The sequence below is a fragment of the Paenibacillus agaridevorans genome (assembly GCF_018604145.1).
Taxonomy (GTDB): Bacteria; Bacillota; Bacilli; order Paenibacillales; family Paenibacillaceae; genus Pristimantibacillus; species Pristimantibacillus agaridevorans.
The window spans coordinates 6,956,324-6,980,335 of record NZ_CP075889.1 but is presented as its reverse complement, the minus strand read 5'-3'; the positions used below and the strand labels follow the sequence as shown (position 1 = coordinate 6,980,335).

At 55.3% G+C, this 24,012-nt stretch carries 20 protein-coding genes; 1 reads left to right on the top strand and 19 read right to left on the bottom strand.

Features of this window, described 5'->3' with window-relative positions; genetic code table 11:
- Positions 1-4: 4 nt before the first annotated feature.
- The 16 genes from KJW29_RS28090 to KJW29_RS28015 all read right to left on the bottom strand — a co-directional run bounded on the left by KJW29_RS28090 (position 5) and on the right by KJW29_RS28015 (position 15,992).
- The gene (locus KJW29_RS28090) at positions 5-319 is read right to left on the bottom strand and encodes an FtsB family cell division protein (RefSeq protein WP_214627136.1); all 315 of its coding nucleotides are present in this window, start codon (positions 317-319) and stop codon (positions 5-7) included.
- The gene (yabQ, locus tag KJW29_RS28085) at positions 319-936 is read right to left on the bottom strand and encodes a spore cortex biosynthesis protein YabQ (RefSeq protein WP_246608412.1); all 618 of its coding nucleotides are present in this window, start codon (positions 934-936) and stop codon (positions 319-321) included. Before yabQ ends, KJW29_RS28090 begins: the two co-directional genes overlap by 1 nt.
- The gene (gene yabP, locus KJW29_RS28080) at positions 933-1,217 is read right to left on the bottom strand and encodes a sporulation protein YabP (RefSeq protein ID WP_187103104.1); all 285 of its coding nucleotides are present in this window, start codon (positions 1,215-1,217) and stop codon (positions 933-935) included. The genes yabQ and yabP overlap by 4 nt, the downstream gene beginning before the upstream one ends.
- 943 nt (positions 1,218-2,160) lie before the next feature.
- On the bottom strand, positions 2,161-2,448 hold the full coding sequence (locus KJW29_RS28075) for an RNA-binding S4 domain-containing protein (protein ID WP_087571205.1): 288 nt from the start codon (positions 2,446-2,448) through the stop codon (positions 2,161-2,163).
- A 3-nt stretch (positions 2,449-2,451) separates the two neighbouring features.
- Positions 2,452-2,724, bottom strand: coding sequence for an HU family DNA-binding protein (locus tag KJW29_RS28070; RefSeq protein ID WP_087571204.1), 273 nt, complete (start codon positions 2,722-2,724; stop codon positions 2,452-2,454).
- Positions 2,725-2,919: 195 nt separating this feature from the next.
- Positions 2,920-4,500 (bottom strand): bifunctional methyltransferase/pyrophosphohydrolase YabN, encoded by a 1,581-nt coding sequence (gene yabN / locus KJW29_RS28065; protein ID WP_214627135.1) that lies wholly within the window; start codon positions 4,498-4,500, stop codon positions 2,920-2,922.
- A 21-nt stretch (positions 4,501-4,521) separates the two neighbouring features.
- Entirely contained in the window at positions 4,522-6,453 is a 1,932-nt protein-coding gene (locus KJW29_RS28060) for an oligosaccharide flippase family protein (RefSeq protein ID WP_214627134.1), read from the bottom strand.
- A gap of 190 nt (positions 6,454-6,643) precedes the next feature.
- Positions 6,644-7,186 (bottom strand): stage V sporulation protein T, encoded by a 543-nt coding sequence (gene spoVT, locus KJW29_RS28055; protein WP_087571201.1) that lies wholly within the window; start codon positions 7,184-7,186, stop codon positions 6,644-6,646.
- 356 nt (positions 7,187-7,542) lie between these two features.
- On the bottom strand, positions 7,543-8,250 hold the full coding sequence (gene urtE, locus KJW29_RS28050) for an urea ABC transporter ATP-binding subunit UrtE (protein ID WP_214627133.1): 708 nt from the start codon (positions 8,248-8,250) through the stop codon (positions 7,543-7,545).
- Positions 8,228-9,010: an urea ABC transporter ATP-binding protein UrtD gene (gene urtD / locus KJW29_RS28045; RefSeq protein WP_108994820.1), complete on the bottom strand. Its 783-nt coding sequence runs from the start codon at positions 9,008-9,010 to the stop codon at positions 8,228-8,230. Before urtD ends, urtE begins: the two co-directional genes overlap by 23 nt.
- A 20-nt stretch (positions 9,011-9,030) precedes the next feature.
- The gene (gene urtC, locus KJW29_RS28040) at positions 9,031-10,149 is read right to left on the bottom strand and encodes an urea ABC transporter permease subunit UrtC (RefSeq protein WP_214627132.1); all 1,119 of its coding nucleotides are present in this window, start codon (positions 10,147-10,149) and stop codon (positions 9,031-9,033) included.
- A gap of 104 nt (positions 10,150-10,253) precedes the next feature.
- Positions 10,254-11,159 (bottom strand): urea ABC transporter permease subunit UrtB, encoded by a 906-nt coding sequence (gene urtB, locus KJW29_RS28035; RefSeq protein ID WP_214627131.1) that lies wholly within the window; start codon positions 11,157-11,159, stop codon positions 10,254-10,256.
- 143 nt (positions 11,160-11,302) lie between these two features.
- Complete coding sequence (gene urtA / locus KJW29_RS28030) at positions 11,303-12,511, bottom strand: urea ABC transporter substrate-binding protein (RefSeq protein ID WP_087571243.1); 1,209 nt, start codon at positions 12,509-12,511, stop codon at positions 11,303-11,305.
- Positions 12,512-12,939: 428 nt separating this feature from the next.
- A complete protein-coding gene (locus KJW29_RS28025; RefSeq protein ID WP_143810390.1) occupies positions 12,940-13,116 on the bottom strand; it encodes a type II toxin-antitoxin system antitoxin in 177 nt (58 codons plus the stop codon).
- A gap of 11 nt (positions 13,117-13,127) precedes the next feature.
- Complete coding sequence (locus KJW29_RS28020) at positions 13,128-14,000, bottom strand: SPFH domain-containing protein (RefSeq protein WP_214627129.1); 873 nt, start codon at positions 13,998-14,000, stop codon at positions 13,128-13,130.
- A gap of 321 nt (positions 14,001-14,321) precedes the next feature.
- On the bottom strand, positions 14,322-15,992 hold the full coding sequence (locus KJW29_RS28015; RefSeq protein WP_246608411.1) for a transposase: 1,671 nt from the start codon (positions 15,990-15,992) through the stop codon (positions 14,322-14,324).
- Between the two features lie 319 nt (positions 15,993-16,311).
- On the opposite strand from KJW29_RS28015, the gene KJW29_RS28010 reads away from it, so the two are divergent.
- Complete coding sequence (locus tag KJW29_RS28010) at positions 16,312-16,815, top strand: Crp/Fnr family transcriptional regulator (RefSeq protein ID WP_214627128.1); 504 nt, start codon at positions 16,312-16,314, stop codon at positions 16,813-16,815.
- Here KJW29_RS28010 and hmpA read toward each other — a convergent pair.
- From hmpA to mfd, 3 genes are all read right to left on the bottom strand, one after another.
- Complete coding sequence (gene hmpA / locus KJW29_RS28005) at positions 16,789-18,039, bottom strand: NO-inducible flavohemoprotein (RefSeq protein ID WP_214627127.1); 1,251 nt, start codon at positions 18,037-18,039, stop codon at positions 16,789-16,791. The two genes, KJW29_RS28010 and hmpA, sit on opposite strands and share 27 nt — an antisense overlap.
- 1,177 nt (positions 18,040-19,216) lie before the next feature.
- Positions 19,217-20,329 carry a peptidylprolyl isomerase gene (locus KJW29_RS28000; protein WP_214627126.1) on the bottom strand — a complete coding sequence of 371 codons (1,113 nt, stop codon included), beginning with the start codon at positions 20,327-20,329 and terminating at the stop codon, positions 19,217-19,219.
- A gap of 85 nt (positions 20,330-20,414) precedes the next feature.
- Positions 20,415-23,942 (bottom strand): transcription-repair coupling factor, encoded by a 3,528-nt coding sequence (gene mfd / locus KJW29_RS27995; RefSeq protein WP_246608410.1) that lies wholly within the window; start codon positions 23,940-23,942, stop codon positions 20,415-20,417.
- Between the last annotated feature and the right edge of the window lie 70 nt (positions 23,943-24,012).

Below are 24,012 nucleotides of genomic sequence, written 5' to 3'. Positions count from 1 at the left end.
CGGATTAATCACGGAAAATTTGCTTCTCGCCCTGCTTCACCATTCCTTGCTCCTTGGTGGCAAGCTGAGATATATATTCAGGATCGTTCAGGCGCTCCACCTGACGCTTCAGTTCATCGTTGTTCGCCCTCGCCGCCTCGATCTGAGTCTGGATCGACGTCAGCTTGTCATGAGTCGCCTTCTGCTGCTGCAGCTGTCCGAACAAAGTATAGCCTGCCCAGCCCATAAACAAAAGGATAAACGTCATCCAAAGCTTGTATCTGCGTTTAGCCGCGGCTGTTCCGGCCGGCTTCTTCGCCGTTGCAGTTGCAGTTGCCATTAGCGATCTCCCTTCTTAAACCATGATGTCCAGCGGCTCCGAAGGAGTGCCGCCAGCTTTCCGATCCGCTCTCCGGGCCTCAGCTTGTCCCAGTAGGGCTTCAACCATCTTCCCAGCGGACGCCAGATCGGCTTTGTCATCCAGATGAGCAGCAGCCCGATTGGACGAACCAATTGTATCACAATCTTTAGAGTGAAAATAGTGAGCGCAGACCCAAATCCTATTAAAACTATAACCACTTTGTAGAGCATTTGAATCGGTTTTACGATAAAAATCTCAAAAATTTTCAAAATAAAGCGAATACAAGCTCGAATGGCCGCTATAATCCACTTCACAATGACGATAACCGCCCTGCTGAACAGCCAATAATGGAGGATGACGCCGACAGCCAGTCCAAGAAATACGTACGCCCGCACCTCGCCGTTGTTGCTGGCGTACAGCATTCGGAACACGACGACCGCGGATGCGATCCAATACAGGACGTCGAGCGCCGGCAGCCACCACTTGGGAAACTTCAGCTCATTCGACACAACGCGGTAGCCGTCGAACACCGCACCCATGCCGAGTCCCGACAGCAGCATGACCGCCATCGTCATCCATTGTACTTCAAGCGTCACTTGAACAGCTTCCCGAACAACCCTTTGGACTTCGCGGCTGTTGCACCGTCAAGATAGGCGAGCGAATTCACATGCCCTTCGATGGCGACCAGGCCTTGCTCCAGGCTGAGATGCTTCATATGCAAGTTCTGACCAGCCACCGTTAGAAATCCCAGCTCCGTATCAAGCAGAAATTCTTCGCTGTCGAAGCTCTCCACGTTCTTTACGCCCGTCAGCTCCAGCACCTTCCGGCCGATCAGCTTTACATCCTGCGTCTTGTGTCCCTTCCCCTGCTCCACCATACCGCTCTCCCCCGCTTCGCAATCATATTCCCTATTAGAGGTAATTCAAAAAGTCCGCTTTTGATCACGAAGTATACCCTGAAGCCTAGTCGACATCGAATCTTGAATTCAAGCGAAACTTCCGTTGCTCACGTAGCTTCCACTACGCTCCGCTACTCAGTTTCTACTTTCATTCAATTTTCTCGGTGCTGAAAACCGAACTTTTTGAACTCTCACTATTACTTTATGAGAGACGGACAAGGTTTAGAACAAAAGCCTGAGAGAGTCGCGACCTCCGCATGGCGTAACGTCGCGCTGGCGCTGGATTGGCGTGTAACGCTCCTAGCGGCAAGAGGTTGGGGCACGCTTGATGGCGTGTGACGCTGCTAGCGGCAAGAGGTTGGGGCATGCTGGATTGGCGGCGACACTGCTGGCGGCAAGAGGTCGGGGCACGCTTGATGGCGTGTAACGCTGTTGGCGGCGTAGGTTGGGACACACTTGATGGCGTGTAACGCTGCTGGCGGCGAGAGGTCGGGCTCCGGCTTGGAATTTAGAGGGAAAATCGCCCTCTAATTATCGGCATTCGCCTGTTGGGCGAACCAATAGTGGGATAATCGCCCTCTAATAGGGTCAGATACGGGTTTTGTTCCAATTAATCTGTTGATTAGATGGAGGATTTCCTCTTATTAGCCCCCATGGACATCCATAGTCGAGAATAAAGGGAGGTTTTCCATCTAATCACTAAGGCACTAAAGACGCTAGGGTGCTACGGCAATAAGATGCTAAGGTGCTGAGCTGCTAAGGTGCTACGCGGCGGCTAGAGCGCTAAGGGTGCTAAGCTCGGGCAACCTTCACTTCCGTCTATACAGCAAGAACCGCCCAGCTCCGGTCATCCGGTCGTAGGCGGTTCTTATAACCTGAGCATGAAGCGACCGCCTCTCGGAGAGGCGGGACTGCTTCGTGCTTAAGGCTTCTCCCACTCGAGCTCGCTCTCGCGGGGACGCTGCTCTTCTTTCACCAGGGTGTACATCTCGCCGGCTTCTTCCTTGCGAGTTGTCTCCATGAGACGCTCGACGCGCACCGTGACGATCTTCTGTCCATACTGGATCTGAAGTTCGTCGCCAACCTTTACGGCGCTGCTAGCCTTCGCCTCGCGGCCGTTAATCCAGACGCGCCCTTGCTCGGATACATCCTTCGCGACGGTGCGGCGCTTGATTAACCTGGACACCTTGAGAAATTTATCGAGACGCATGAATTACTTGATCGCTTCTTTCAGCTTGTTACCTGCTTTAAATGCAGGAACTTTGGATTCCGGGATTGTAATTTCTTTGCCCGTTTGCGGGTTGCGGCCAACGCGGCCGGAACGTTTGCGAGTTTCGAAAGTACCGAAGCCGATCAGTTGCACTTTGTCGCCGCCAGCCAGAGCGTCAGTTACTTCGCCCAGGAAGCCGTTCAATACCGCTTCTACATCACGTTTAGTCAGGCCGCTTTTCTCAGCAATGTTGTTGATCAGGTCTGTTTTGTTCATCATAGTTTCCTCCTAAAGGTTATCCATATTTTTGTGGCGATGCCGCACATAGGCGGCGATGCCCTTTGGCAAAATCTGCTCTCACGAAGAATACATATTCTTCTCAAGTAGCAGAAATCCTGCTGCTTACAGCAAATTTTTTTGGGAATAGTGCAGAAAAGGGGCGAATTGTGGCGAAAGTCTGCCGGACGCGGGTTATTTTTGCCGCTTTGCTTCCTCCCACCAACGATCCATCTCTAGTAAATCAGTCTGGTCAAAAGTTTTGCCGTTTATACGAAGCTGCTCTTCAATATATTCGAATCTACTACGAAACTTTCGATTCGTGCGAGAGAGCGCTTCTTCCGGGTCTGCCTCGATGAACCTGGAAGCGTTCACGACGGCGAACAACAGATCTCCAAGCTCGGCAGCCTGCTCCTCCCGATCGCCCGTCGCGATCGCCTCGCGAAGCTCCTTAAGCTCCTCTTCAATCTTCGCGAGCATCGGCTCCAGCTCGTCCCAGTCGAAGCCGACCTTCGCAGCCTTCTTCTGAATCTTGTAAGCCTTCATCAGAGCCGGCAAATCCGGCGGAATGCCGTCCAGCTGCGACTTGCGCTCCGTGCCCTTGCGCTTCTTCTCCTCGGCCTTCATAGCCTCCCAATTGACGAGCGCTTCGCCTGCATCTCCTGCGCTTTGATCGCCGAAGACATGCGGATGGCGGAAGATCAGCTTCTCGTTCAGCGTCTGAATAACGTCATAGACGGAGAACATCCCTGTCTCTTCCTCCATCTGGCTGTGCAGCATCACTTGCAGGATAATATCGCCGAATTCCTCCTGCATGCCGTCGGGATCGTCATTGTCGATCGCCTCCAGCGCTTCGTACAGCTCCTCGATGAAGTTCTTGCGGATGGACTGATGCGTCTGCTCGCGATCCCACGGACAGCCTTCGGGACTGCGAAGAATGGCAACAATCTCGTGCAGCCGCTCGAACGTACGGTTCCGAAGCGAAGGGTCGTCGGAGCGCGGTACATAGACCAGCGATAAATTGCCGTATTCCTGGTCGCGATCCAGCTCGTAGAGAGGGACGCGAATCATTCGCTCTTCGCCTCGCACGCCAAGCGCATGGCCGATGATGACTTCATGATCGTCGGGATAACGCTCCATAAGCGCCAGCTTGACGTCAGATGCCGTAAATTCGTCATAGACCTGCCCGATAAGCGTATGAAGCTGCGGCTGAAGCAAAGAAGGCTGAAGCTCCGCCGCATCGAGCAGGGCAAAGCCCTCGATAGGGTCGATGCCAAGGCTGATGAACGCGGCATCCAGGAAGCTCTCGCCCCCGGTAATCCGAAGCTCGATGCCGGCTTCGGCGCAGCGCTCCCTAAGCAGCTGGACCGTTCGTTCGGCAACCATGGGGTGACCCGGAACGGCGTAGACGATGGAAGGAACGACGGGCGGCGAGGCAGCGGAGCCCGTTCCGGCTGTAGCCGAGATCGTTTCGTCAGTCGGCTCCGATGTCGGATTGCTCGTATTAGCTTCATCGGCCGGCTTCGATTTCCGGGCCTCTTCCAGCAATATCCCGGCAATCCCTTCGTACACTTCGGGAAACGATTCGTACTGCTCATACAGGGAGTCGAATGTCGTATAGGTTATGCCATTCTCGTTCAGCAGCGACATAACGGGATGACGCTCCGTTCGCACGAACAGGCGATTGGCCGATTGCAGCTTTTTCCATACGCCAAGCGTCAGCGCATCGGGATCCCCGGCGCCAAGACCGATAATTTCTATGATGGCTTGAGACATTGTTTATTCCTCCTTCAAGGGTTACTTGGGCGGGATGAGCCCCCGCCGCCGCAATCGGGCGGCCAGCTCCTCGCCGCCCGGCAGCGCGCGCCATTCGCGCGCGCCGATGGCGCCGCCGCGCAGCATGGCGGCGCCGAACGCCGCTGCGCCGACGGCAACGCCCGTCAGCGCCAGCACGGCTGCCGCCGCCCTTGGCGGCAGCCCTTCGAGCGCGCCGCCGCCAAGGGCGCGCTCGCACAGCCATAGCGCCGCGGCCATGACCGCGAGCGCGAAGACGCCTGCGGCGGCGGGGCGCCAGCCGCCAGCCGCCGGAGCGGTGCCATGCGGCAGGCGCAGCCGCGCAGCCGCATGATGCAGCGCCGCCGCGCCCAGCATGGCGGCGGCGCTTAGCGCGACAACGCCGGAGAGCGCCGCTCCCTCGATGCCGAGGGAGGGGACGAGAGCGGCGTTGAGCGCGCCCTTGAGCAGCGCTGCGAGGAGCAGCAGCAGCGCCGGGATTCGCGCTGCGCCGAGCGCTTGCAGCGCGGGAGCGACGACCGCGCTGACGCAGCCGGCGAGCGCGGTAAATCCGATGAGCGCCAGCGCGGTTGTGCCACTGGCGTCCTTGTACAGCATCACGTTAATAGGCTCGGCTAACAGTACGAGCCCGATAGTGGCCGCGCCTCCAAGGAGCCAGGCCAGCCGCAGCAGCAACGTCAATCGCAGACCAAGCATCTCCGCCGCCCCATCGTCCCCGTTATTATCAGCCTCAATCACGGCCCCGCCTGAACGCTTATTACCGACTGTTTTCGCGTTTTGATCTTGCGTCCTTCTCAATCCTGCAGACTTCGCTCCATCGATGATAAACCCGCCATCGGCTTCCCCGCCTGTCCTCCGCGCCTTCCTCGAAGCTCTTCCGCTCTCGAATTTATGCTTCGCCTCATCCCCGCCAAGCCCGCTTCCACCACGCCGACGCTGCACCTCGGCACGAGCTCGTACCAGACCCGGCACCATAGCCGCGGCTCCAGCACCTGCGGCCATGACAATCAGCTGCACGAGCGGTTGGCCTCGGCCGTAGATGCCGAACAGGCTCATCGCCTCCTCCGGCGCGCGTCCTTCCGCTCGCAGCAACGCCGGCACCGTGAAACTATCCACGGCCGCTACCGCCGGCACGACAAGCGCGGCTAGCGCCGCTGGCAGCGCCAGCGCGACAAGGTCCTTCATCTCGCCAAACAGCTTGCGCTTGCTAATAACGCCCGAGCCGGCTCCCGCTTCACGCTTGCCCGTCATCGTCCGGGAGCCCAGCACCAACAGGAGCAAGGAAACAGCCGCACCCGCCGCACCGCCGAACATGACGCCGGCAGCGATCGTGCTGTCTCTCCAACCGGCCGCAAGGCCGGCGCCGAGAACAAGCAACATCACGGCGACCCGTACCAGTTGCTCGGCCAGTTGCGACGCGGCGGATATTCCCATTCGCTGCATGCCCTGCATGTAGCCGCGCAAGGCGGCGGCGAGCGGCGCTACCAGCAGAGACAGGGCAAGCGCCCGAATAGCCGGAGCCACCGCTTCGTCCCCAAGCCACGCAGCCGTCTGACCCGCCGTCGTCCACATGAGCACGGCCGTAACCGTCCCCGTGGCCCCTAACAGCAGCAAAGCGGCCATCAGCGCGCTGCGCGTACCGGAGGCGCCGACAGCCGATCCGCTTCCTTCGTCCGCCAAGCGGCTTGCGATGACGATCGATACCGCAGTCGGCAAACCCGCCGTGGCCAGCACGGCTATCATTTGATAGAACGGGTACACCGCGTTGTACATGCCGAATACGCGATCACCCGCCATGTTCTGAAGCGGAATTTTCTGCAGCGCGCCGATCAGCTTCGACAACAGTGCCGCACCCGCCATTAACGCGACTCCGTGCCGCCACAGTCGCGGCGAATTTCCGCTCCCCTCTCTCTCCCTCATGTAACGATTTTCCACTTCATCACTAGCCCCACCTTGCCTTGTCCCTATATGCACTCGATTATACCCCATCGAGCCGTCCAGGGGGAAACAGGAACGGGAAAAAGGCTCCCCGCGCCGGCGACTAACGCGCCCCGAATCCCGGGAAACCTTTTTTTCAGACCTGCCACGCCTATTTCGCGTGCCGTCCTACGGCCTAAATAGCCCTCTACTGCTCCATCTGCTTCGCAAGGAAGCCCGCGGCCGTCTCCGCCATCTTCGTCTCCATCTGCGCCATCTTTACGGACTCGTCCTTGCTGAGGAGTACAACCGAGCCGATCGGGTCGCCCCCGGCGATAATCGGAGCAATAACGAAGGAGGTGTACGTATCCTGCACGTCCTTTACGATCTCGTAATTGCCGCCGTTCGCCTCCGTCATCGTCTTGCGATTGTCCATGCACGATTCGAGCGCGGAGCCGATCGGCTTGTCCAGAAGCTCCTTCTTGGATGCGCCGGCTACAGTAATGATCGTATCCCGGTCGGAGATCAGCGTGACATGGCCCGTGCTTTCGTACAGCGATTCCGCATACTCCTTGGCGAAGTCGCCAAGCTCCCCGATCGGGGAATATTTTTTCAGGATGACCTCTCCGTCGCGATCCACGAAGATTTCGAGCGGATCGCCTTCGCGGATACGCAGCGTACGGCGGATTTCCTTCGGAATCACCACACGACCAAGATCATCGATGCGTCGTACAATTCCAGTTGCTTTCATTTCTTGTTGCCCCGCTTTCACTAGAAGATTTTGAATACACTGGATGCCAGTCTTTGCTGGAAAATTATTGCGCCGTGATGGGTTCGCTCCACCGATCCAGCTACCTTTTAGAAGGGAGTACCCTTCATCGTAATATTTTGAATCTGACCATAGTATTCAACTGCTCCCAAATTCTTATGCACGTCTCCAGCCTCCCCCTGCCAATCCAATTCAACGGCACCATACCGCAGATACCCGAAGAGCCCGACCCTTTACAGGATCAGGCTCTTGCAATATCTTCATCCAATTTACCCAAGAAACTCAGATCTTCTATAAGTCGGGGGATGAATGCGTTTTTCGAGCGGACGCGTGCGCGGTCACACCGTCAAATATTGGCGAATCACATCATCGTCCAGCCCCGCCAGATCGCCTTCCCATGCGATTGCGCCTTTATCCAGCACGTAAAAATAATCGCCGACGCTCTTTACGAAGTCCAGACTCTGCTCCACCAGCAGTATGGCTGTATGGCCCTCCTCCTTGATGGAACGGATGACGTCTCGGATATCGTCGACGATGGAAGGCTGTATACCCTCGCATGGCTCATCGAGCAGCAGCACCTCCGGCTTTGAAGCCAAGGCGCGCGCGAACGCCAGCTGTTGCTGCTGCCCGCCGCTCAGATCGCCGCCGCGCCGCTCGTACATCGTCGGCAGCACCGGGAACTTCTCGATTGCCTCGGGCGGAATAACTTCTCCCTTTGTCTTTTCCTTTGACCGTGAAGCCTCCAGTCCCAGCAGCAGATTCTCGTACACCGACAACTGGCCGAAAATCTCCCGCCCCTGCGGCACATAACCAATCCCGCTCTTCGCCCGGAAGCCCGGCGCCTTCTTCGTCAAGTCTACGCCTTTATAGCTGACCCCGCCCCCGCGAGCCTTAAGCAATCCCATGATGCTCTTCATCAGCGTTGTCTTGCCGACCCCGTTGCGCCCCATCAGGCAGACGACCTGACCTGGCTTGACACGCAGCGAGACATTCCTCAGGATGACGCTTTCTCCATAACCCGACTCAAGCTGTTGAACGGCTAGCATGCTCTTCGCGCCTCCTGCCCAGGTATACTTCCGCCACGCGGTCATCGCCTTGCACTTCCTCCATGGAACCTTCCTTCAGGAGTTTGCCCTCGTGCATGACCGTCACCTTGCTGGCAAAATTGCGGACAAACTCCATATCGTGTTCGACTACGACGACGGAGCGCGCTCGCGCAATCTCGTGCAGCAGCTCCCCCGTCTTATCGGTCTCCTTGTCGGTCATGCCGGCCACCGGCTCGTCGAGCAGCAGCACCTCCGGCTCCTGCATCAGCATCATGCCGATCTCCAGCCATTGCTTCTCGCCGTGCGACAGACCGCCCGCGCGCCATGACCCCTTCGATGAGAGTCCGATCATCGACAGCTGTCCATTCAGCCGCCCCTCATCCTCGCTGTTCATTCGCGCGAACAACGTAGCCATGACGCTTCGCTTCTGCCTCATGGCAATCTCCAAATTTTCCATAACCGTCATGTCTTTGAAGATGGATGGCGCCTGGAACTTCCGGCCTATGCCAAGCTCCGCGATCTGATGCTCGTGCTTTCGCGTAATATCAACCTTGCCGCCGAATGTAACGCTCCCTGCCGACGGCCTTACCTTGCCGCAGATGACATCCAGCATCGTCGTTTTGCCCGCCCCATTCGGACCGATAAGGAACCTCAGTTCGCCCTTCTGAAGCTGTAAATTCATCCCTTGCACGGCTTTGAAGCCGTCGAATTCGACCGTCACGTCCTCGCATTCCAGAATTGCCGCTCCCTTGTTCGCCATTCCCGGTCCCTCCTAGATTGTTATCCTTGCGGCACGCTGCCTTCCTTCTCTCCGGTCCTCAGCTTCCCGCCGGAGCCGCGAGCCCACGCCGGCAGCCACTTCTTCCTATCCTTGCCCCTCCATTGGAACAATCCCGCCACGCCTTTCGGCAAAAACACAACGGCGATAACGAACATAGCGCCCATAAAGAACAACCAGCCTTCGGGATATGCGGTGCTGAATTCGCTCTTGGCCCAGTTCATAAGAATGGCCCCGAGCGCCGCCCCGATCAAAGTACCTCTGCCGCCGATCGCGACCCACAGCACCATCTCGATGGAGGGCACAATGCCCAGCATGGACGGGGAGATAATGCCGACATGCAACACGAATAACATGCCTGCGATCCCCGCGATAGCCGCCGATACAGTGAAAATAACCATCTGATACACCGCCGGATTGTATCCGATAAACCGAACTCGGTTCTCGCCGTCGCGGATGGCGCGAAGCACCTTGCCGAACCGGCTTCCCGTCAAATAACGGCATATAATAAAAATGCCGATCAATACTGCTACCGTTACCCAGTAGAGCACTCGTTTCGTCTCCGGCGACGCCAGCGAATAACCGAGAAGCGTCGAATAGCCCGTCACCCCGTTCGTTCCCCCAGTGAACGCCTGCTGACCCACGAGCAGCGTCGTCGTAATAATGACAAGCGCCTGCGTCAGGATCGTGAAGTATACGCCCCGAATCCGGTTACGGAACGTGAAGTATCCGAGTCCCAGCGCCAGAAGCGCGGGTATGAGAATGCCGAGCGCCACCGCCGCGCCGAAATTCTCGAATGGCATCCAGAAAAGCGGCAGCTCCTTGAGCCCGCTCCACCCCATGAAGTCCGGCAGCTTGCCGCCGCTGGCCTCCAGCTTCAGGTACATAGCCATCGCATAGGCGCCGAGACCGAAAAAGATGCCGTGGCCTAAACTGAGAATGCCGGTATAACCCCATATGAGATCAAGCCCCAGCGCAACAATCGCGAAGGCCAAAAATTTCGCAAGCAGATTCAGCCTGAAGTCGCTGAATACGAGCGGAGCGCTAAACAGAGCTGCGGCCGCAACCAGATAAGCCCCCAATATCCATAATCGATTTCCCGTTATACGCGTAAGCTGCATATCGCATTCCACCTATTCCCGGTCATGAAACCCGAACTTTTTGAAAGCTTCACCGCCAAAGGACGACGAAGCCGGTTCACCTTGTTACGCTCGTATACCGGTCATCAATCCAGCGAGCGAGTCCGCATCGCCACAAGCCCTGACGGCTTCCATTGCAGGAACGCGACGATACATACGAACACAAGCACCTTGCCGAGCGACGCATTCGTCCAATATTCGAATAGGGTGTTAAACATGCCGATGCCGGTCGCCCCAAGTACCGTACCCACCAGCTTGCCGACGCCTCCCAGTACGACAACCATGAATGCGTCCACGATGTAATAAGTGCCGAGCGACGGGCCGATAGGTCCGAGAAGCGTCAGGGCACATCCCGCAATACCCGCAATGCCGGAGCCGATCGCGAATGTCATGGCGTCCACCCTTCTGGTCGACACGCCAAGGCAAGCCGCCATCTCGCGGTTCTGCATGACGGCGCGCATGCGCCGGCCTTCAAGACTGCGGTAAATGTACACATACATCGCGACGAGACAAGCGATGACAAGCGCGATGATGAACAACCGTTTGTACGGCAGCAGCGTTCCTCCAAAGAACTGCATCCCCCCGTCCAGCCAAGCAGGGCTCTTGACCGCGACGTTCGGAGCGCCGAAGATCGTTCGCGCCAGCTGCTGCAGCACGAGGCCCACGCCCCATGTCGCCAGCAAGCTGTCGAGCGGACGGCCGTACAAGAACCTGATCAATCCCATCTCGAGCACCAGCCCGATCGCGAATGCGATGGCAAAGCTTGCTGGAATCGCGAGTACGAAGTACCAATTGAACATGGATGCCGGCATATAGTCGAGAAACAGATTTTGCGTCAAATACGTGGCATACGCTCCGATCATAATCAGCTCGCCGTGCGCCATGTTGATGACCTTCATCAATCCGAAGGTAATCGCGAGACCAAGCGCCACGAGCAGCAGAATCGAGCTTATGCTAAGTCCGTTGAACAATTGCAATATGAAGAGTTCCATCCCATCGCTCCCCCGGCGGCCTTAGCTGGCATGATGCAGGAAGAGGAAGCATTCGATATTGCTTCGCTCGAACACTTCCTCTCCTACCCACCAAGCCGCTTCTTTATCCCGGCGTCATGTTATTCGGCCCTTGCAGCAACGCCTTACTGCTGAATGCTTGCGGCCCATTCGTAGCCCTTCAAAAATGGATCCGGCTTGACGGCCTCTCCCGAATTCCACAATTCCTTGAATTGCCCGTCTGCTTGCACCTCGCCGATTCGGACCGTTTTGTAGATATGCTGCGTCTCGCCGTCGATCTTCACTTTACCGCTCGGAGCGTCCCACTCCAGCTCCTTGGCTGCTTCCTTAACGGCTGCAACATCCGTCGAACCCGCTTTCTCGACCGCCGCGGCCCAGAGGTATACCGCCGTGTAGCCCGCTTCGATCGGGTCCGCCGTTACGCGATCCGCGCCATACTTCGCCTTGTAGCTCTCCACGAACTTCGCGTTGGTCGGCGTATCTGTCGTCTGGTAGTAGTTCCATGCCGCCAAGTGACCTGCGAGCACGTCTACCCCGATCCCGCGGATTTCTTCCTCCGCCACCGATACCGACAATGTCGTCATATCCTCGGCGGTAATGCCGGCGTCCTTAAGCTGCTTGAAGAATGCTACATTGCTGTCCCCGTTCAATGTGTTGTATACGATGTCCGGATCGGCCGCCTTGATTTTGCTAATAATGGTACTGTAGTCTGTATGGCCAAGCGGCGTGTACTCTTCGCCCGCCAACTCGCCGCCTTCTGCCTTGAGCTGTTCCTTGATAATCAGGTTCGCCGTACGCGGGAATACGTAGTCGGAGCCCAGCAGGTATACCTTCTTGCCCCGGTTTTCCAGAAGCCACGTCACCGACGGAACGATCTGCTGGTTCGTTGTCGCTCCCGTGTAGAAGATGTTCGGAGAAGCTTCCAGTCCCTCATACTGAACAGGGTACCAGAGCAAGCCGTTCAACTCTTCGAATACCGGAAGCATCGCTTTGCGGCTCGCGGATGTCCAACCGCCGAATACCGTCGCGACTTTATCTTCGGAGATCAGCTTGCGTGCCTTCTCTGCGAAGGTCGGCCAATCGGAAGCGCCGTCCTCAAGCACCGGAACGATTTTTTTGCCCAGTACCCCGCCTGCTGCATTAATTTCTTCGATGGCCATCATCTCAGCGTCGATGACCGAGGTCTCGCTTATCGCCATAGTGCCGCTCTGAGAATGAAGAATGCCTACCTTGATTTCACCGTTGTCAGAACCCCCTGATGCGCTTGACTCCTGAGGTGCGTTCGTGCCCGATGAAGCTGGTTCATTATTCGCCCCGCATCCCGCCAGCACCATACTAACCGCCACAATCAGCAAAGAAAATTGGTAAAACAAGCCTTTTCTCATCTCTCCACTCCCCATTTCCTAAGTATTTGTCTCTCTTTTCCGAACGATTGACTGGAATAGCTTCCCAATGTTCGCTCCTGTGCTCAATTATAGTGGGGTGGTTTTAGTTGTGTCAACATAGTTTACATTAAAATTTCCATAAATATTATATTTGCGTTCAAATTGCTAATTATAGATACATGTCAATCAATATTATGTAAGATTAACTCACATAATTGAATTTGATAATCGTTCAGGGGATTCAAGTTAGTATCGCCCCCTCAAGCCCCATCTGATCCCGAGATAATATATAACACGAACATTACACGAAAAAAGCAGATAGATCGATTCGCAGCCGCTTGAGCTGCGAGTCGTCCTATCCGCCTGTGTCGAACTTCCTACTTATTCGTATCACGGCCCGGCAACTTTAATCTACCCGCCTTAGCCAACGCTTCCCTGAGCAGAAATTCAATATGCCCGTTTACGCTGCGAAACTCGTCCGCGGCCCATTGCTCCAGCGCGCGATGAATCTCCGGATCCAATCGCAGGGGAAACGCCTTCTTCTCCTTAGCCATCCCGACGATCCTCAGCTATACAGCGATCCCGTATTAATAACCGGCTGGGCCGCCCGGTCGGATACGATGGACACCATCAAATTATTGATCATCGCCGCGCGCCGCTCGTCATCCAGCACGATGCCGTTATCCTCAAGCTGGCGAAGAGCCGCGTCGACCATGCCGACCGCGCCTTCCACGATCTTCTGGCGCGCTGCCACGATGGCGATGGCTTGCTGTCTCTGCAGCATCGCGCTGGCGATCTCCGGCGCGTAGGCCAGATGAGTGATGCGCGTCTCGCGAAGCTGTACACCTGCTACATCCAGTCTTTCTTGCAACTCCCGTAAAAGCTCGGCTGCCACCTCGTCCGCATTGCCGCGAAGAGACACCGTACTTGCATCCTCGAACGTATCGTAAGGATATTGTGCCGCAATATGTCTAATGGCCGTCTCGCTCTGAATTTCCACGAATCTCTCGTAGTGGTCGACATCGAACGACGCTTTTGCCGTATCCACTACTCTGAAAACAATGACGGCGCCGATCTCGACCGGATTGCCTTCCGCATCGTTAACCTTGAGCTTCTGGCTGTTGAAATTCCGCACTTTCAACGATATGGTCGATTTCGTCGACAGCGGCAGCACCATCCACAGCCCGCTCTCCACGACAGTTCCGACATAGGTGCCGAAGAAGGTAATGACTTTGGCCTCATTCGGCTGAACGATGACCAGCGAGGATAGTCCCACGAGTGCAAGCACAATCAGAATTGCTCCGACTGCGACAAGCCCATACGATGATGTGTCCTTCATCAACTCCGTTACAAATAGCCACCCACCGCCCGCTGCCGCGACCAAAGCCAACAAGAGTGCCAAATACCCGCTTACGCAAAATCCCTTTTTCTCCCTCATCGCCTTCACCTCTATATCTTTTTGATATGTTTATGATATCACTTTTTACAAATACAGTCAACAACTTCAATCGGAAATAGTGGTTGATTAGTCCCGAGTCGACATCTACAATAAGCTAAGACGACTGCAATAGAGCCCAACTGCCTATCGGACATAAATGACGCTATTCTTCAATTTTTGGGGTTTTCGAAAATCTAACGGACGCATAGAGGCTGTCTATTCACTGTAGATAAGAACGAGTTGCGTGCTGGAATGGGGCAATTGTGTGCTGGAGGGAACCGCTGAGTGGGATAATCGGAGGGCTGAGGAGTCGGATTCTACTTAGTAACTAATGGCATTTCGACGTCGAATAAACCCAGGTCTTTGAGGAAGTAGCTTCCTCAACGTGAGTTTCAAATTAACGACCATGGCAGCCAAGTAACCTTTAAGCTGCAACGCTTTTCGGCTTTTCGTTAAGGGTCTCTCTAAACCACAGTCATTCTTCAATTCTTGGTTCTTTCGTTCAACCAGCATGCGCTGTTTACGATCTAATTTGCCGCTTATCGTAGCGTTGTAATCCTTGGCAGCCTCGTACACTTCATAATAGTCACTGTGAAATACCCGGCGCTCTGCTTTTCCTGTTGTACATGCCGAGCGTAAGGGGCAACTTTCACAGTCTGTCTTTTCAAAATAGTATTGCCAACCGCTGCTTTGAGGAATATGACGCTTTTTTACGGTATCCTTTTCGTTCGGACAAGTGTAGCAGTCCTTTTCCTTGTCATAGCTAAATCGGGCGAGGTCGTATCCCTTTGAGGGGTTACTGCCCAGGATGACAGGGGCTACTACAGGGATGCCAATAGTGGCAAGCATAGTGCGCTGCAACCCGTGGCCGTAGGCGGTGTCACCTAACATGGCGCGTGGCGAAATTTCGAAAAAGCTTTGTACATCTTTGGCCATCGCGTACATAGCTTCTCTGTCATGTTCATTCGCAGGCACGACGTTCACATTCAGCACAACGGAGCTGGTCCCACACAAATTTTGTAGTTTGTAGCCACATGTGACGGTGGATGTATTCTTTCTCCCGACTCGAGCGTGCGGGTCAACAGCGCTCATAAGACGATCCTTTGTTCTTTCATGGCTCGGGATTTTTTCAAACACAATCTCTTGTTCGGTTTGGTTCCGCGCAGAGTCAATCGGGTCGCCATCAGTCGGCGGTACAGGTCTGCTGTTCTGCTCTAATATGTCCTGCAAAATGCGTTGCAAATGCTGAGAAGTCTCGCGCTCTTTTTCCGTGAGTTCTTTTTGCAACAAAGCAGACACATCCTCGAGTTGAAACCATTGAAGCAAACCATAAGCTTGTGCCACCAACTTGCTGAAAGCGAGCATGTGACCAGCAGTAGATGGTTGTACGGAGGTACGAGCGTAGAGTCCATCGGTCTCAACCGAAGCGAGTGCGAGTTGGTATATCGCACGATGGCTACGTTTTAAATGTTGAAGGACCCGGATCATAGCATGTTGAATCAAGCGATAGGTGCGCGGCTTGGAGAGTGCGGGATTTGAGGCAAACGAGTCGATGATCCATTTCTCCGAGTGATCGCCCCAAAGGCCATGGCTGTACATTTGGGCAAGAATGTAGAAGTGGCAGGCTTTAAACATGGCGGTACCCATACGTGAGCGGTCCAAGCCAATCGTACTGTGATCAAACCCAAAGAAGTCGACGGGCAAGCCTAAGAAACGCTTGATGAACAAGTCGCTAATTATGCGCTCTTCCACCTGGCGGTCGGAAAGACCGTAGTATATCTGAATGAGATGTACTTTAAGCTTCAGTGAGGGCGCATATGGGTGCTGTCCGCGCCCCGAGTAGAGCACGGAGCACAGTGAATCTGCAAAAGAAAAGTCTATCTTCTTCTCTAAGTGACTCCAAAAAGGATGCTCAGGAAGCTTGGAGTATACCATCATATCTGCAAAAGACATTTGATCGAACTCTTTGTAACGCACACGTCTATTCAACACAGCACAAACCCCCGGCCCAAGTATATTTTCCATTATACCTGGGTTCGGGGGGGATGGAATATGGAATTTCAGTTACTCACAATGAATCGACAGCCTCCTGGTGTCTGTTAGACATTCCAACCTGTCGTTCAAGAAAACCTCTACCCTCGGCCTCTCGAAGATGAGCACCCTCAGCTTTGCGAAGCAAAGCCGCTTCGGAAGCATTAGTTGGGCTTTATCCCCAATAAAAATTTTGGATTCAAAGCACGCTTGGAAACTTATCTAACGGTCATAGCGATATCTTAGCCGTAGCAAACATTCAGAAGAAGGGGGAGAGGGCATGATTGTTCATAAGGGAGAGACCGTGTTCCGACAAGGCGACAACGGCCCGCTCTTTAGACTCAAGAGCGGGCTGCTTAAGATCGTCCGCGTTCACGAGGACGGCCATATGATTGTCGTTAATTTAATTGTGGCAGGAGAAGTGATTCCTCATCACTCGCTCGTATCCGAGCAGCCCTACCATGGTACGGCTATCGCACTGATGACGAGCGAGCTCGAGACGATTCCATCCAGGGAGTGGTACGACGATCTGGCCGCGCATCCAGAGAAGGCGCTTGAGATTGCGTTGCTGCTTCAGAGCCGGCTCCGCCTCATGCAGCAGCGCATCGACCAGTTGACGAGAACTTCGCCGGCCGAGAAGCTGAGCAAGCTGCAGGAGTGGCTCGCGAGCTTCGCAGGCCCTATTCCGATCTCCGAGCTATTGACGCAAGACGAGATAGGGCAATTTATCGGACTTCGCCGAGAAACCGTCAATCGGCTACTTCGATCCGGCGGGAGCAAGTAAATCTTCTTGCGCCAAACTCCCCGCCGGTCCAAAAAATTCGTAGTGGATCCGCGACTCTGCTACGCCGATCGACTGCAGCGCCCCGAACATAGCCTTCATAAACGGCACGGGACCGCACAGATAGACGACGGCATCGGGATCAGGCAACAGCGTCTTCAGCCAGCTTGCGTCAATGACTCCTTCTTTGTCGTAGCGCTCCAGCTCCCGGTCCTCAGGCGTCGGCTCCGCGTAGCAGTAATGCACGGACAGCCCCGGGCTTTTCTCCTGCAGTTGAAGCATGGCATCCCGCATCGCATGCGTGTTGCCGTTCAGCGCGGCATGCACGAATGCCGCCCTGCGATTCGGCTGACGCTCAGCCAGCGTATTCGCCATGCTAACCATCGGAGTCAGCCCCACGCCGCCGCTCAGCAGCATAACTGGCGTTTCTCCTTCGATCTCCAGCTTGAACTCGCCCGCCGGCGCCGACAACCACAATACGTCTCCCTCCGCAACACGATCATGCAGATTGCCCGACACCTTGCCCGACGGCTTGCCCGCAAGGCTTCCTTCCCGCTTTACGGAAATCCTGTAATACGGCTTGCCAGGAGCATCAGACAAGCTGTACTGACGCAGATGAGTATGTTCGTCGCCCTCCAGGTCGATCTTTACGCTGACGTATTGTCCCGGCTCGAATAAAGCGATGTCGCCTCCATCCCGAGGCAGCAGGTAGAACGAAGTGATTACATCGCTTTCGACGATCTTCTTGTCGACAACGAAGGGCCGGAATCCTTCCCAGCCGCCCGGCTGGCTCTCAGCCTGTTCGTACATCGACTGCTCCACGCTGATGAAGACATCGGCTATAACGCCATAAGCATCAGCCCAAGCCTCGAGAATTTCATCCGTCGCCGCATCTCCCAATACCTCCTTGATGGCTGCCAGCAGATGCCGGCCTACAATGGGGTATTGCTCCGGTTTGACACCCAGACTGCGATGCTTCTGCGCAATGTGCCGAACGGCAGGCAGGATTTGTTCCAGCTTATCGATATGCAGCGCCGCCGCGTATACGGCATTGGCCAGCGCTTCCCGCTGACGTCCCTGCTTCTGATTAGCGTGATTGAACAGGTTCAACAGCTCGGGATGCGCTTCGAACATCCGCTCGTAGAAACGCCCCGTAATCGCCGTTCCGTATTCCTTCAGGACGGGCACTGTCGATTGAATGACCGCAATAGTTTGTTGATTCAGCATAATAATCTCCTCCATTATGGATATAGGATTAAGAATCTCATTCTGTATGGTCTGGTCGGTTCGTATTGCCTTTTCCAAGGTGAAACGGTTGTCGCTACACTGGCGGCGCGGCGCGTTTCATTTCGGGAAATACAGACAATGCGTAGCGCAAGGATGTTTTCCTGTATTTCAAGTATAGATGCCATGCCTCCCCCAACCTGTGATCACAATCACAGCGAATCGAAACGATCTGTGACAACGCCTGCCTCGACCTGCCGCTAACCTCAAACGATAACAAAGTCGCTCAAACCTCCCGATTAAATTACGATGCCAGCCTAAGACCCAGTCGTCGCCCTTCAATTGATCAGCTCGATGCCGCAGATCGAGCTATATATTTCCAGGCACGCTACGGACATCAGATTGCTGACTGCGGCTGTCTATTAATTGTGCAGAGGTAAAATTGCGCAAGTGTCCGGTAAGAAGTGAACGGGAGCACTGCAATGGAAATGGAAGGCGTTATTTCGGCAAAAATCAGCACTTCGCAAATCTAATGGAACTGACAGTCCTTATGATGGGCAAAAGTCCGCGGTTTGCCTGGATTTCTCACGAATAACGTCGCAGGTCTGAAGATGAGCGACCTCCAGCTTTGCAAAGCAAAGCCGTTTCGGAAACAAGTGGTAGGTTTTAGCGCCAATACGAAATTCTAAGGCAAGCTCGGAAACTTTTAATGCTTATGTTGTAAATAAGGGGAAAAGCTCCCTTTAGTTGACTGCCCTTTCGGTTTTTCGAAGTGTTAGAGGGAAACTCTCCCTCTAAATCAAGTGGACTAGAGGACAGACGTCAATTGGATGGAGAATAGAGGGAAGATTTCCCTTTAAAGCCACAAAATCCGGTATAGAGGCGATAATAGAGGGCGTTTTCCCCTTTATTCTCTTCATGGCTTGCAATGACCTGCAATGACCTGCAATAACTCGCAATGACTGCAGCGTCCTTCTATAGACACTATCGTTTCGTCATTCCGAGCAAGAGTACGTATGGCAAAATGATCAACACAAAAATCCCAGCCGACACGTTCGTCGACTGGGATTCTTGTCATGCAGGCCGGTTTGATACTCCGTTGCCGCATTTTTGCGCTACAGCTTATATGGTACTCGATAGCCGGAAGGAATAGAGATACAGCAACTCTATCCCGCGGGCGTTACTTGCTGTCCGTGGCCGAAGGCGATGGAGACGCGGACGCTTCGCCATCCTCAGCGCCTTCCGCTCCTTCAGCTCCCTCTTCTGTGCCTTCCGTCGGCTCAGGTTCAGGCAGAGTGATCTTGAGCTCTTGCTTCGGCATCTCGTCGGTCATGAATTTCTCCATGTATGTGTAAGCCGCCGTGCTTTTCACTTGTTCCTTCTGCTCTTCTGTCAGCTGATCATAGGTCTTGACGTCGCGTTTTTCGACGACAATGACATGATAGCCGAAGTCGGATTTTACAGGGTCGCCGATCTTGCCGATCTCCTGCTCGAATACGGCTTGCTTAAACGGCGGTACCCACTTGCCGCCTTCCGCCTCTTCGTACAGTCCGCCCTTATCCTTGGAGCCCGGATCGTCGGAGTATGTTTTCGCCAGCTCGTCCCACGAGCCGCCGGCATCCAGCTTCGCCTTCACTTCATTGGCGCGAGCCAGCGCTTCTTCATCCTTGCGAACCTCTTTGGTCTCGCCCGTTTCTTGATTCTGCTCCGTCGTCGCCACAAGAATATGGCGTACGGTTGATACCGCATAGTCCGCTTGCGCAGTCTCGAACGCCTTCTTGATATCATCCTCTGTTACAAGGGAATTGACGTGCGCCACGACTGCCGAAGTCAGCATAAGGAACGTAGACATGTCGTCATCGGAGATTTTCTTCTCCTTAACCTTCGCCTCGAGCGCCGTGTCCGTCTTCAGATATTCCTTATATTCTTTCAGCTGCGCGTCCACGTCCTCGCGAGCCTTCTTCAAGGACTCTTCCGAGGCTTGGCCAGCAAGCACCTTATAAGAAACGTATTGCTCGAGAATCATTTCCTGAAATTGCGGGATGGTGATAATTTGCTCGTACGATGGCTGCGTTACGCCAAAGATCGCCAAATACTTGTCGAGCTCCGCTTGCGTGACCTTGCCATCCTTGTACGTAGCGACAACTTCTCCCTCGCTTACGCCCTTAAACTCCAAGGTATGCTCGCCCTTATTGCCGCCGCCGCATGCCGCTAGCATCGTCATGACAAGCACCGCCGCAACCGTAAGCAGCGCGCTTCTGCGCCATGCCGACTTGCGTGAACTTTGCAACATGTTGAATCCCCTTTCGCCTTTCGCGTTATGAACCTTGCAATACGAGTATTGTAGCAGAAAAGGGACAACAAAAGCGAATTTACACCTATGACGTCGCATTCTGCAGTACTTCCTTCGGCGCGATGATATCCTTGTAGCCCTCAAAGAACTTCTCGGACCAATGAAGCTTCTGCTCCATGTTCAGCCCCTTGCCCCGCAGCGTAATGCTCGGCGGCGTCTCCTGCTCTGCGCTCTGCCGGAACCGGTTCTCCAGCTTGAGACAAAGCTGGTCTGCAGCCTTGCGCGCCATCTTGCCGCCGATCGGCGATGCCAGCCTAAAGATCAAGTCGTCGCCCTTTTGATTGATCAGCTCGATGCCGCAGATCGAGCCATATATTTTCAGGCGCGCTACGGACATCAGATTGCTGACGGCCTGAGGCAGATCGCCGAAGCGGTCGACCAACTCGTCGATCAGATCGTCGCACTCCTCGAATGAACTAACCGAGGCGACCTTCTTGTAGATCTCAATCTTCTGGATGCTGTCGTAGATGTAATCCGACGGCAGATAAGCGTCGACGCTGATATCGATCGCGGTCGCCACTTCCTTTTGCACCTTGACTTCCTCGCCCGTCATCTCCGCTTTACGCTTCGCGATCTCCTCGGCCAGCATCTGCGAATACATGTCGAAGCCGACCGACGCGATAAAGCCGTGCTGCTCCGCGCCAAGCAGATTGCCCGCTCCCCTAATGGCCAAGTCGCGCATCGCAATCTTGAAGCCGGAGCCCAGCTCCGTGAACTCCTTGATGGACTGAAGCCGTTTCTCCGCCACCTCGGTGAGCACCTTGTCCCGCTGATACGTGAAGTAAGCATAGGCGATCCGATTGGACCGGCCCACACGTCCGCGCAGCTGGTACAGTTGGGAAAGCCCCATTTTGTCCGCATCGTGCACGATGAGGGTGTTGACGTTTGGAATGTCGACGCCAGTCTCGATAATGCTTGTGCTGACAAGCACGTCGGACTCGCCGTCCAGGAAGTCGAGAATCGTCTTCTCCAGCTCCTGCTCCGACATCTGCCCATGGCCCACCGACACCTTGGCATCGGGAACAAGCGCGTTAATCTGCTCCGCCATCTGGTAGATGCCCTGCACGCGATTGTACAGATAATACACCTGTCCGCCGCGCGCCAGCTCCCGTTCGATGGATTCCCGCACAAGGGCCGGACTGTACTCGACCACATACGTTTGAACCGGGAAACGGTTCTCGGGCGGCGTCTCGATGACGGACAGATCCCGCACGCCGAGCATCGACATATGCAGCGTCCGCGGGATCGGCGTCGCCGTCAGCGTCAGTACGTCGACATTCGTCTTCAGCTTCTTGAGCTTCTCCTTATGCGACACGCCGAACCGCTGCTCTTCGTCCACGATCAGCATGCCAAGCGACTTGAATATAATATCTTGCGACAAAAGCCGGTGCGTCCCGATGACGACGTCGACCGTGCCGTTTTTCAACCCTTTGATCGTCTCGTTCTGTTCCTTCCGCGAGCGGAAACGGCTCAGCACCTGGACGTTGATCGGATATCCCACAAAGCGCTCGCGAAACGTCTCGTAGTGCTGCTGGGCAAGTATTGTCGTCGGCACAAGCACGGCGACCTGTTTGCTGTCCATCGCCGCCTTAAACGCGGCTCGCACGGCCACTTCCGTCTTGCCGTAGCCGACATCGCCGCACAAGAGGCGGTCCATAGGCTGCTCCCGCTCCATGTCCTTCTTGATCTCATCGATCGCGCGAAGCTGGTCTCTCGTCTCGTCGTACGGGAACATCGCTTCGAATTCCTGCTGGTACGTCGTATCCGTGCCGAAGGCATAACCCGGCGTGGACTGCCGCTGAGCGTACAGCTTGATAAGGTCGTCGGCGATATCCTGCACCGATGCCCGGGCTTTGCTCTTTGCCTTGGTCCATTCCGTGCCGCCAAGCTTGTTGATCTTCGGCTCTTTCTCCTCGGAACCGACGTACTTCTGGATCATGTCGACCTGTTCGATCGGCACGGAAAGCTTGTCGCCGCCCGAGTAAATAATGTGCAGATAATCTCTATGAATGCCGCCGATCTCGAGCGTGCCGATACCGACGTATTTGCCTATGCCGTGGTTATGGTGAACGACGTAATCGCCGACCTTCAGCTCCGTGTAGCTCTTGATCCGCTCGGCATTGTCGAGCTTCTTGTCCATCCTGCGCTGCTTGCGCTGCTTCTGCGAGAACATCTCGCCTTCCGTAATGACGACCAGATGCGACGAAGGCAGCTCAAAGCCCTGTTGCAGGTTGCCCTCCAACATAATCGGCGTTTCGATGCCGTAATCATCCAGCACGCGTCGCATTCTCTCCATCCGCTCCGCGCCGCCGGCCAACATCATGACCTTGGCGCCGATCTTCTTCCACCGCTCCATCTCGGACTTCAGTACATTCATCTGCCCATGGAAATTCTGCATCGAACGGCTCGTCATATTCAGGATGTTCTGAGGCTGCGAATGCGGCACCTGGCGCAGGAACAATGACAGGAACAGCGTCGGGAAGGGACGATGATGCAAAATCTCTTCCGTATCCTTGGCCAGGACAAGCCCTGGCAGCGACTTGCCGTTCTGCAGCAGATGGACGGACCATTCGCTCTCGTCGCGCTCGAGCTGCTTGGACGTTTCTATCAATCTCGTAGGCTCGTCTAGTACCAGCAGCGTATCTTCCGGCATGTAGTCCATGATTGTCTGCCGTTCCGGATATAACAGCGATATATATTTATACATCTCCGGAAAATAAACCTGCTCCCGCAGCTTCTCCATCTCGCCGCCGATCTCGGCGCGCAGCCGTTCCTTGGCGGTTCGATCCGTCATCTTGTCGAGCTGGCGCTCCAGCAGCCCCGCCGCGTGGTCCGCGGCTCTGGCCATGCGCTCCGCGTCCGCGATAATCTCCTGGCATGGCGGCACGACGCAGCTATCCAGCCGATCCAGCGAGCGCTGCTCGGAAGGTTCGAACGTCCGGATGGAGTCGATCTCGTCGCCGAACCACTCGATCCGGCAAGCCTGCGGCGCCGTGAGCGGGAAGAAGTCGACAATCCCGCCCCGAACGCTCATCTCGCCCTTCGCCTCGACGCGGTCGGCGCGAACGTAGCCAAGCGAGGTCATACGACGCAGGAAATCCTCCAGCGCCATCGTATCGCCGATTTTGAGCTCGATCTGCGCATCCGCCATGACGCTACCGATGGGCAGATACCGCCGTACGCCCGAAAACGGCACGACAACAATCCCGCGGTAACCGCGGGACAGCTTCATCAGGACGTCCATTCGTTGCGCCAGCGTCTCTGGACTCGATATCGCCGCCTCCGCGGCCACCAGTTCGTTCGCAGGGTACAGCAGCACTTTGTCGGGTGACAGACATTCCTGCAGATCCTCCGCTATTTTTTGCGCGGAGAACATATTATGAGTGACAACGAGCATCGGACGCTCGATTTCCTCCTCCAGGGCTGCAATCAACACCTGGCGGGAAGAGCCGGCAAGTCCGGATATCATCTGCTCGCGCATCCCTTTGCGAATTCCGGACAGAACAGACTGTACGTCCAGATCCGCCGCGACAGTTTGTATTAGCGCTTTCAACGTCTGTGGCACCTCATTTCTATATGACCGGCCGGGGAGATCCGATCGCTGCTTCCTGCCAAGCATCTGG

Excerpts from the sequence above, each read along its gene's own strand:
- urtE (WP_214627133.1), bottom strand. The coding sequence starts at position 8,250 with ATGCTAGCCGTTCAACAGCTTGAGTCGGGTTATGGAGAAAGCGTCATC.
- KJW29_RS28025 (WP_143810390.1), bottom strand. The coding sequence starts at position 13,116 with ATGGCTAAGGAGAAGAAGGCGTTTCCCCTGCGATTGGATCCGGAGATT.
- spoVT (WP_087571201.1), bottom strand. The coding sequence starts at position 7,186 with ATGAAAGCAACTGGAATTGTACGACGCATCGATGATCTTGGTCGTGTG.
- urtD (WP_108994820.1), bottom strand. The coding sequence starts at position 9,010 with ATGGCGAACAAGGGAGCGGCAATTCTGGAATGCGAGGACGTGACGGTC.
- urtA (WP_087571243.1), bottom strand. The coding sequence starts at position 12,511 with ATGGTGCTGGCGGGATGCGGGGCGAATAATGAACCAGCTTCATCGGGC.
- KJW29_RS28010 (WP_214627128.1), top strand. The coding sequence starts at position 16,312 with ATGATTGTTCATAAGGGAGAGACCGTGTTCCGACAAGGCGACAACGGC.
- KJW29_RS28070 (WP_087571204.1), bottom strand. The coding sequence starts at position 2,724 with ATGAACAAAACAGACCTGATCAACAACATTGCTGAGAAAAGCGGCCTG.
- hmpA (WP_214627127.1), bottom strand. The coding sequence starts at position 18,039 with ATGCTGAATCAACAAACTATTGCGGTCATTCAATCGACAGTGCCCGTC.
- KJW29_RS28020 (WP_214627129.1), bottom strand. The coding sequence starts at position 14,000 with ATGAGGGAGAAAAAGGGATTTTGCGTAAGCGGGTATTTGGCACTCTTG.
- KJW29_RS28075 (WP_087571205.1), bottom strand. The coding sequence starts at position 2,448 with ATGCGTCTCGATAAATTTCTCAAGGTGTCCAGGTTAATCAAGCGCCGC.
- KJW29_RS28000 (WP_214627126.1), bottom strand. The coding sequence starts at position 20,329 with ATGTTGCAAAGTTCACGCAAGTCGGCATGGCGCAGAAGCGCGCTGCTT.
- urtB (WP_214627131.1), bottom strand. The coding sequence starts at position 11,159 with ATGGAACTCTTCATATTGCAATTGTTCAACGGACTTAGCATAAGCTCG.
- yabN (WP_214627135.1), bottom strand. The coding sequence starts at position 4,500 with ATGTCTCAAGCCATCATAGAAATTATCGGTCTTGGCGCCGGGGATCCC.
- yabP (WP_187103104.1), bottom strand. The coding sequence starts at position 1,217 with ATGGTGGAGCAGGGGAAGGGACACAAGACGCAGGATGTAAAGCTGATC.
- KJW29_RS28090 (WP_214627136.1), bottom strand. The coding sequence starts at position 319 with ATGGCAACTGCAACTGCAACGGCGAAGAAGCCGGCCGGAACAGCCGCG.
- urtC (WP_214627132.1), bottom strand. The coding sequence starts at position 10,149 with ATGCAGCTTACGCGTATAACGGGAAATCGATTATGGATATTGGGGGCT.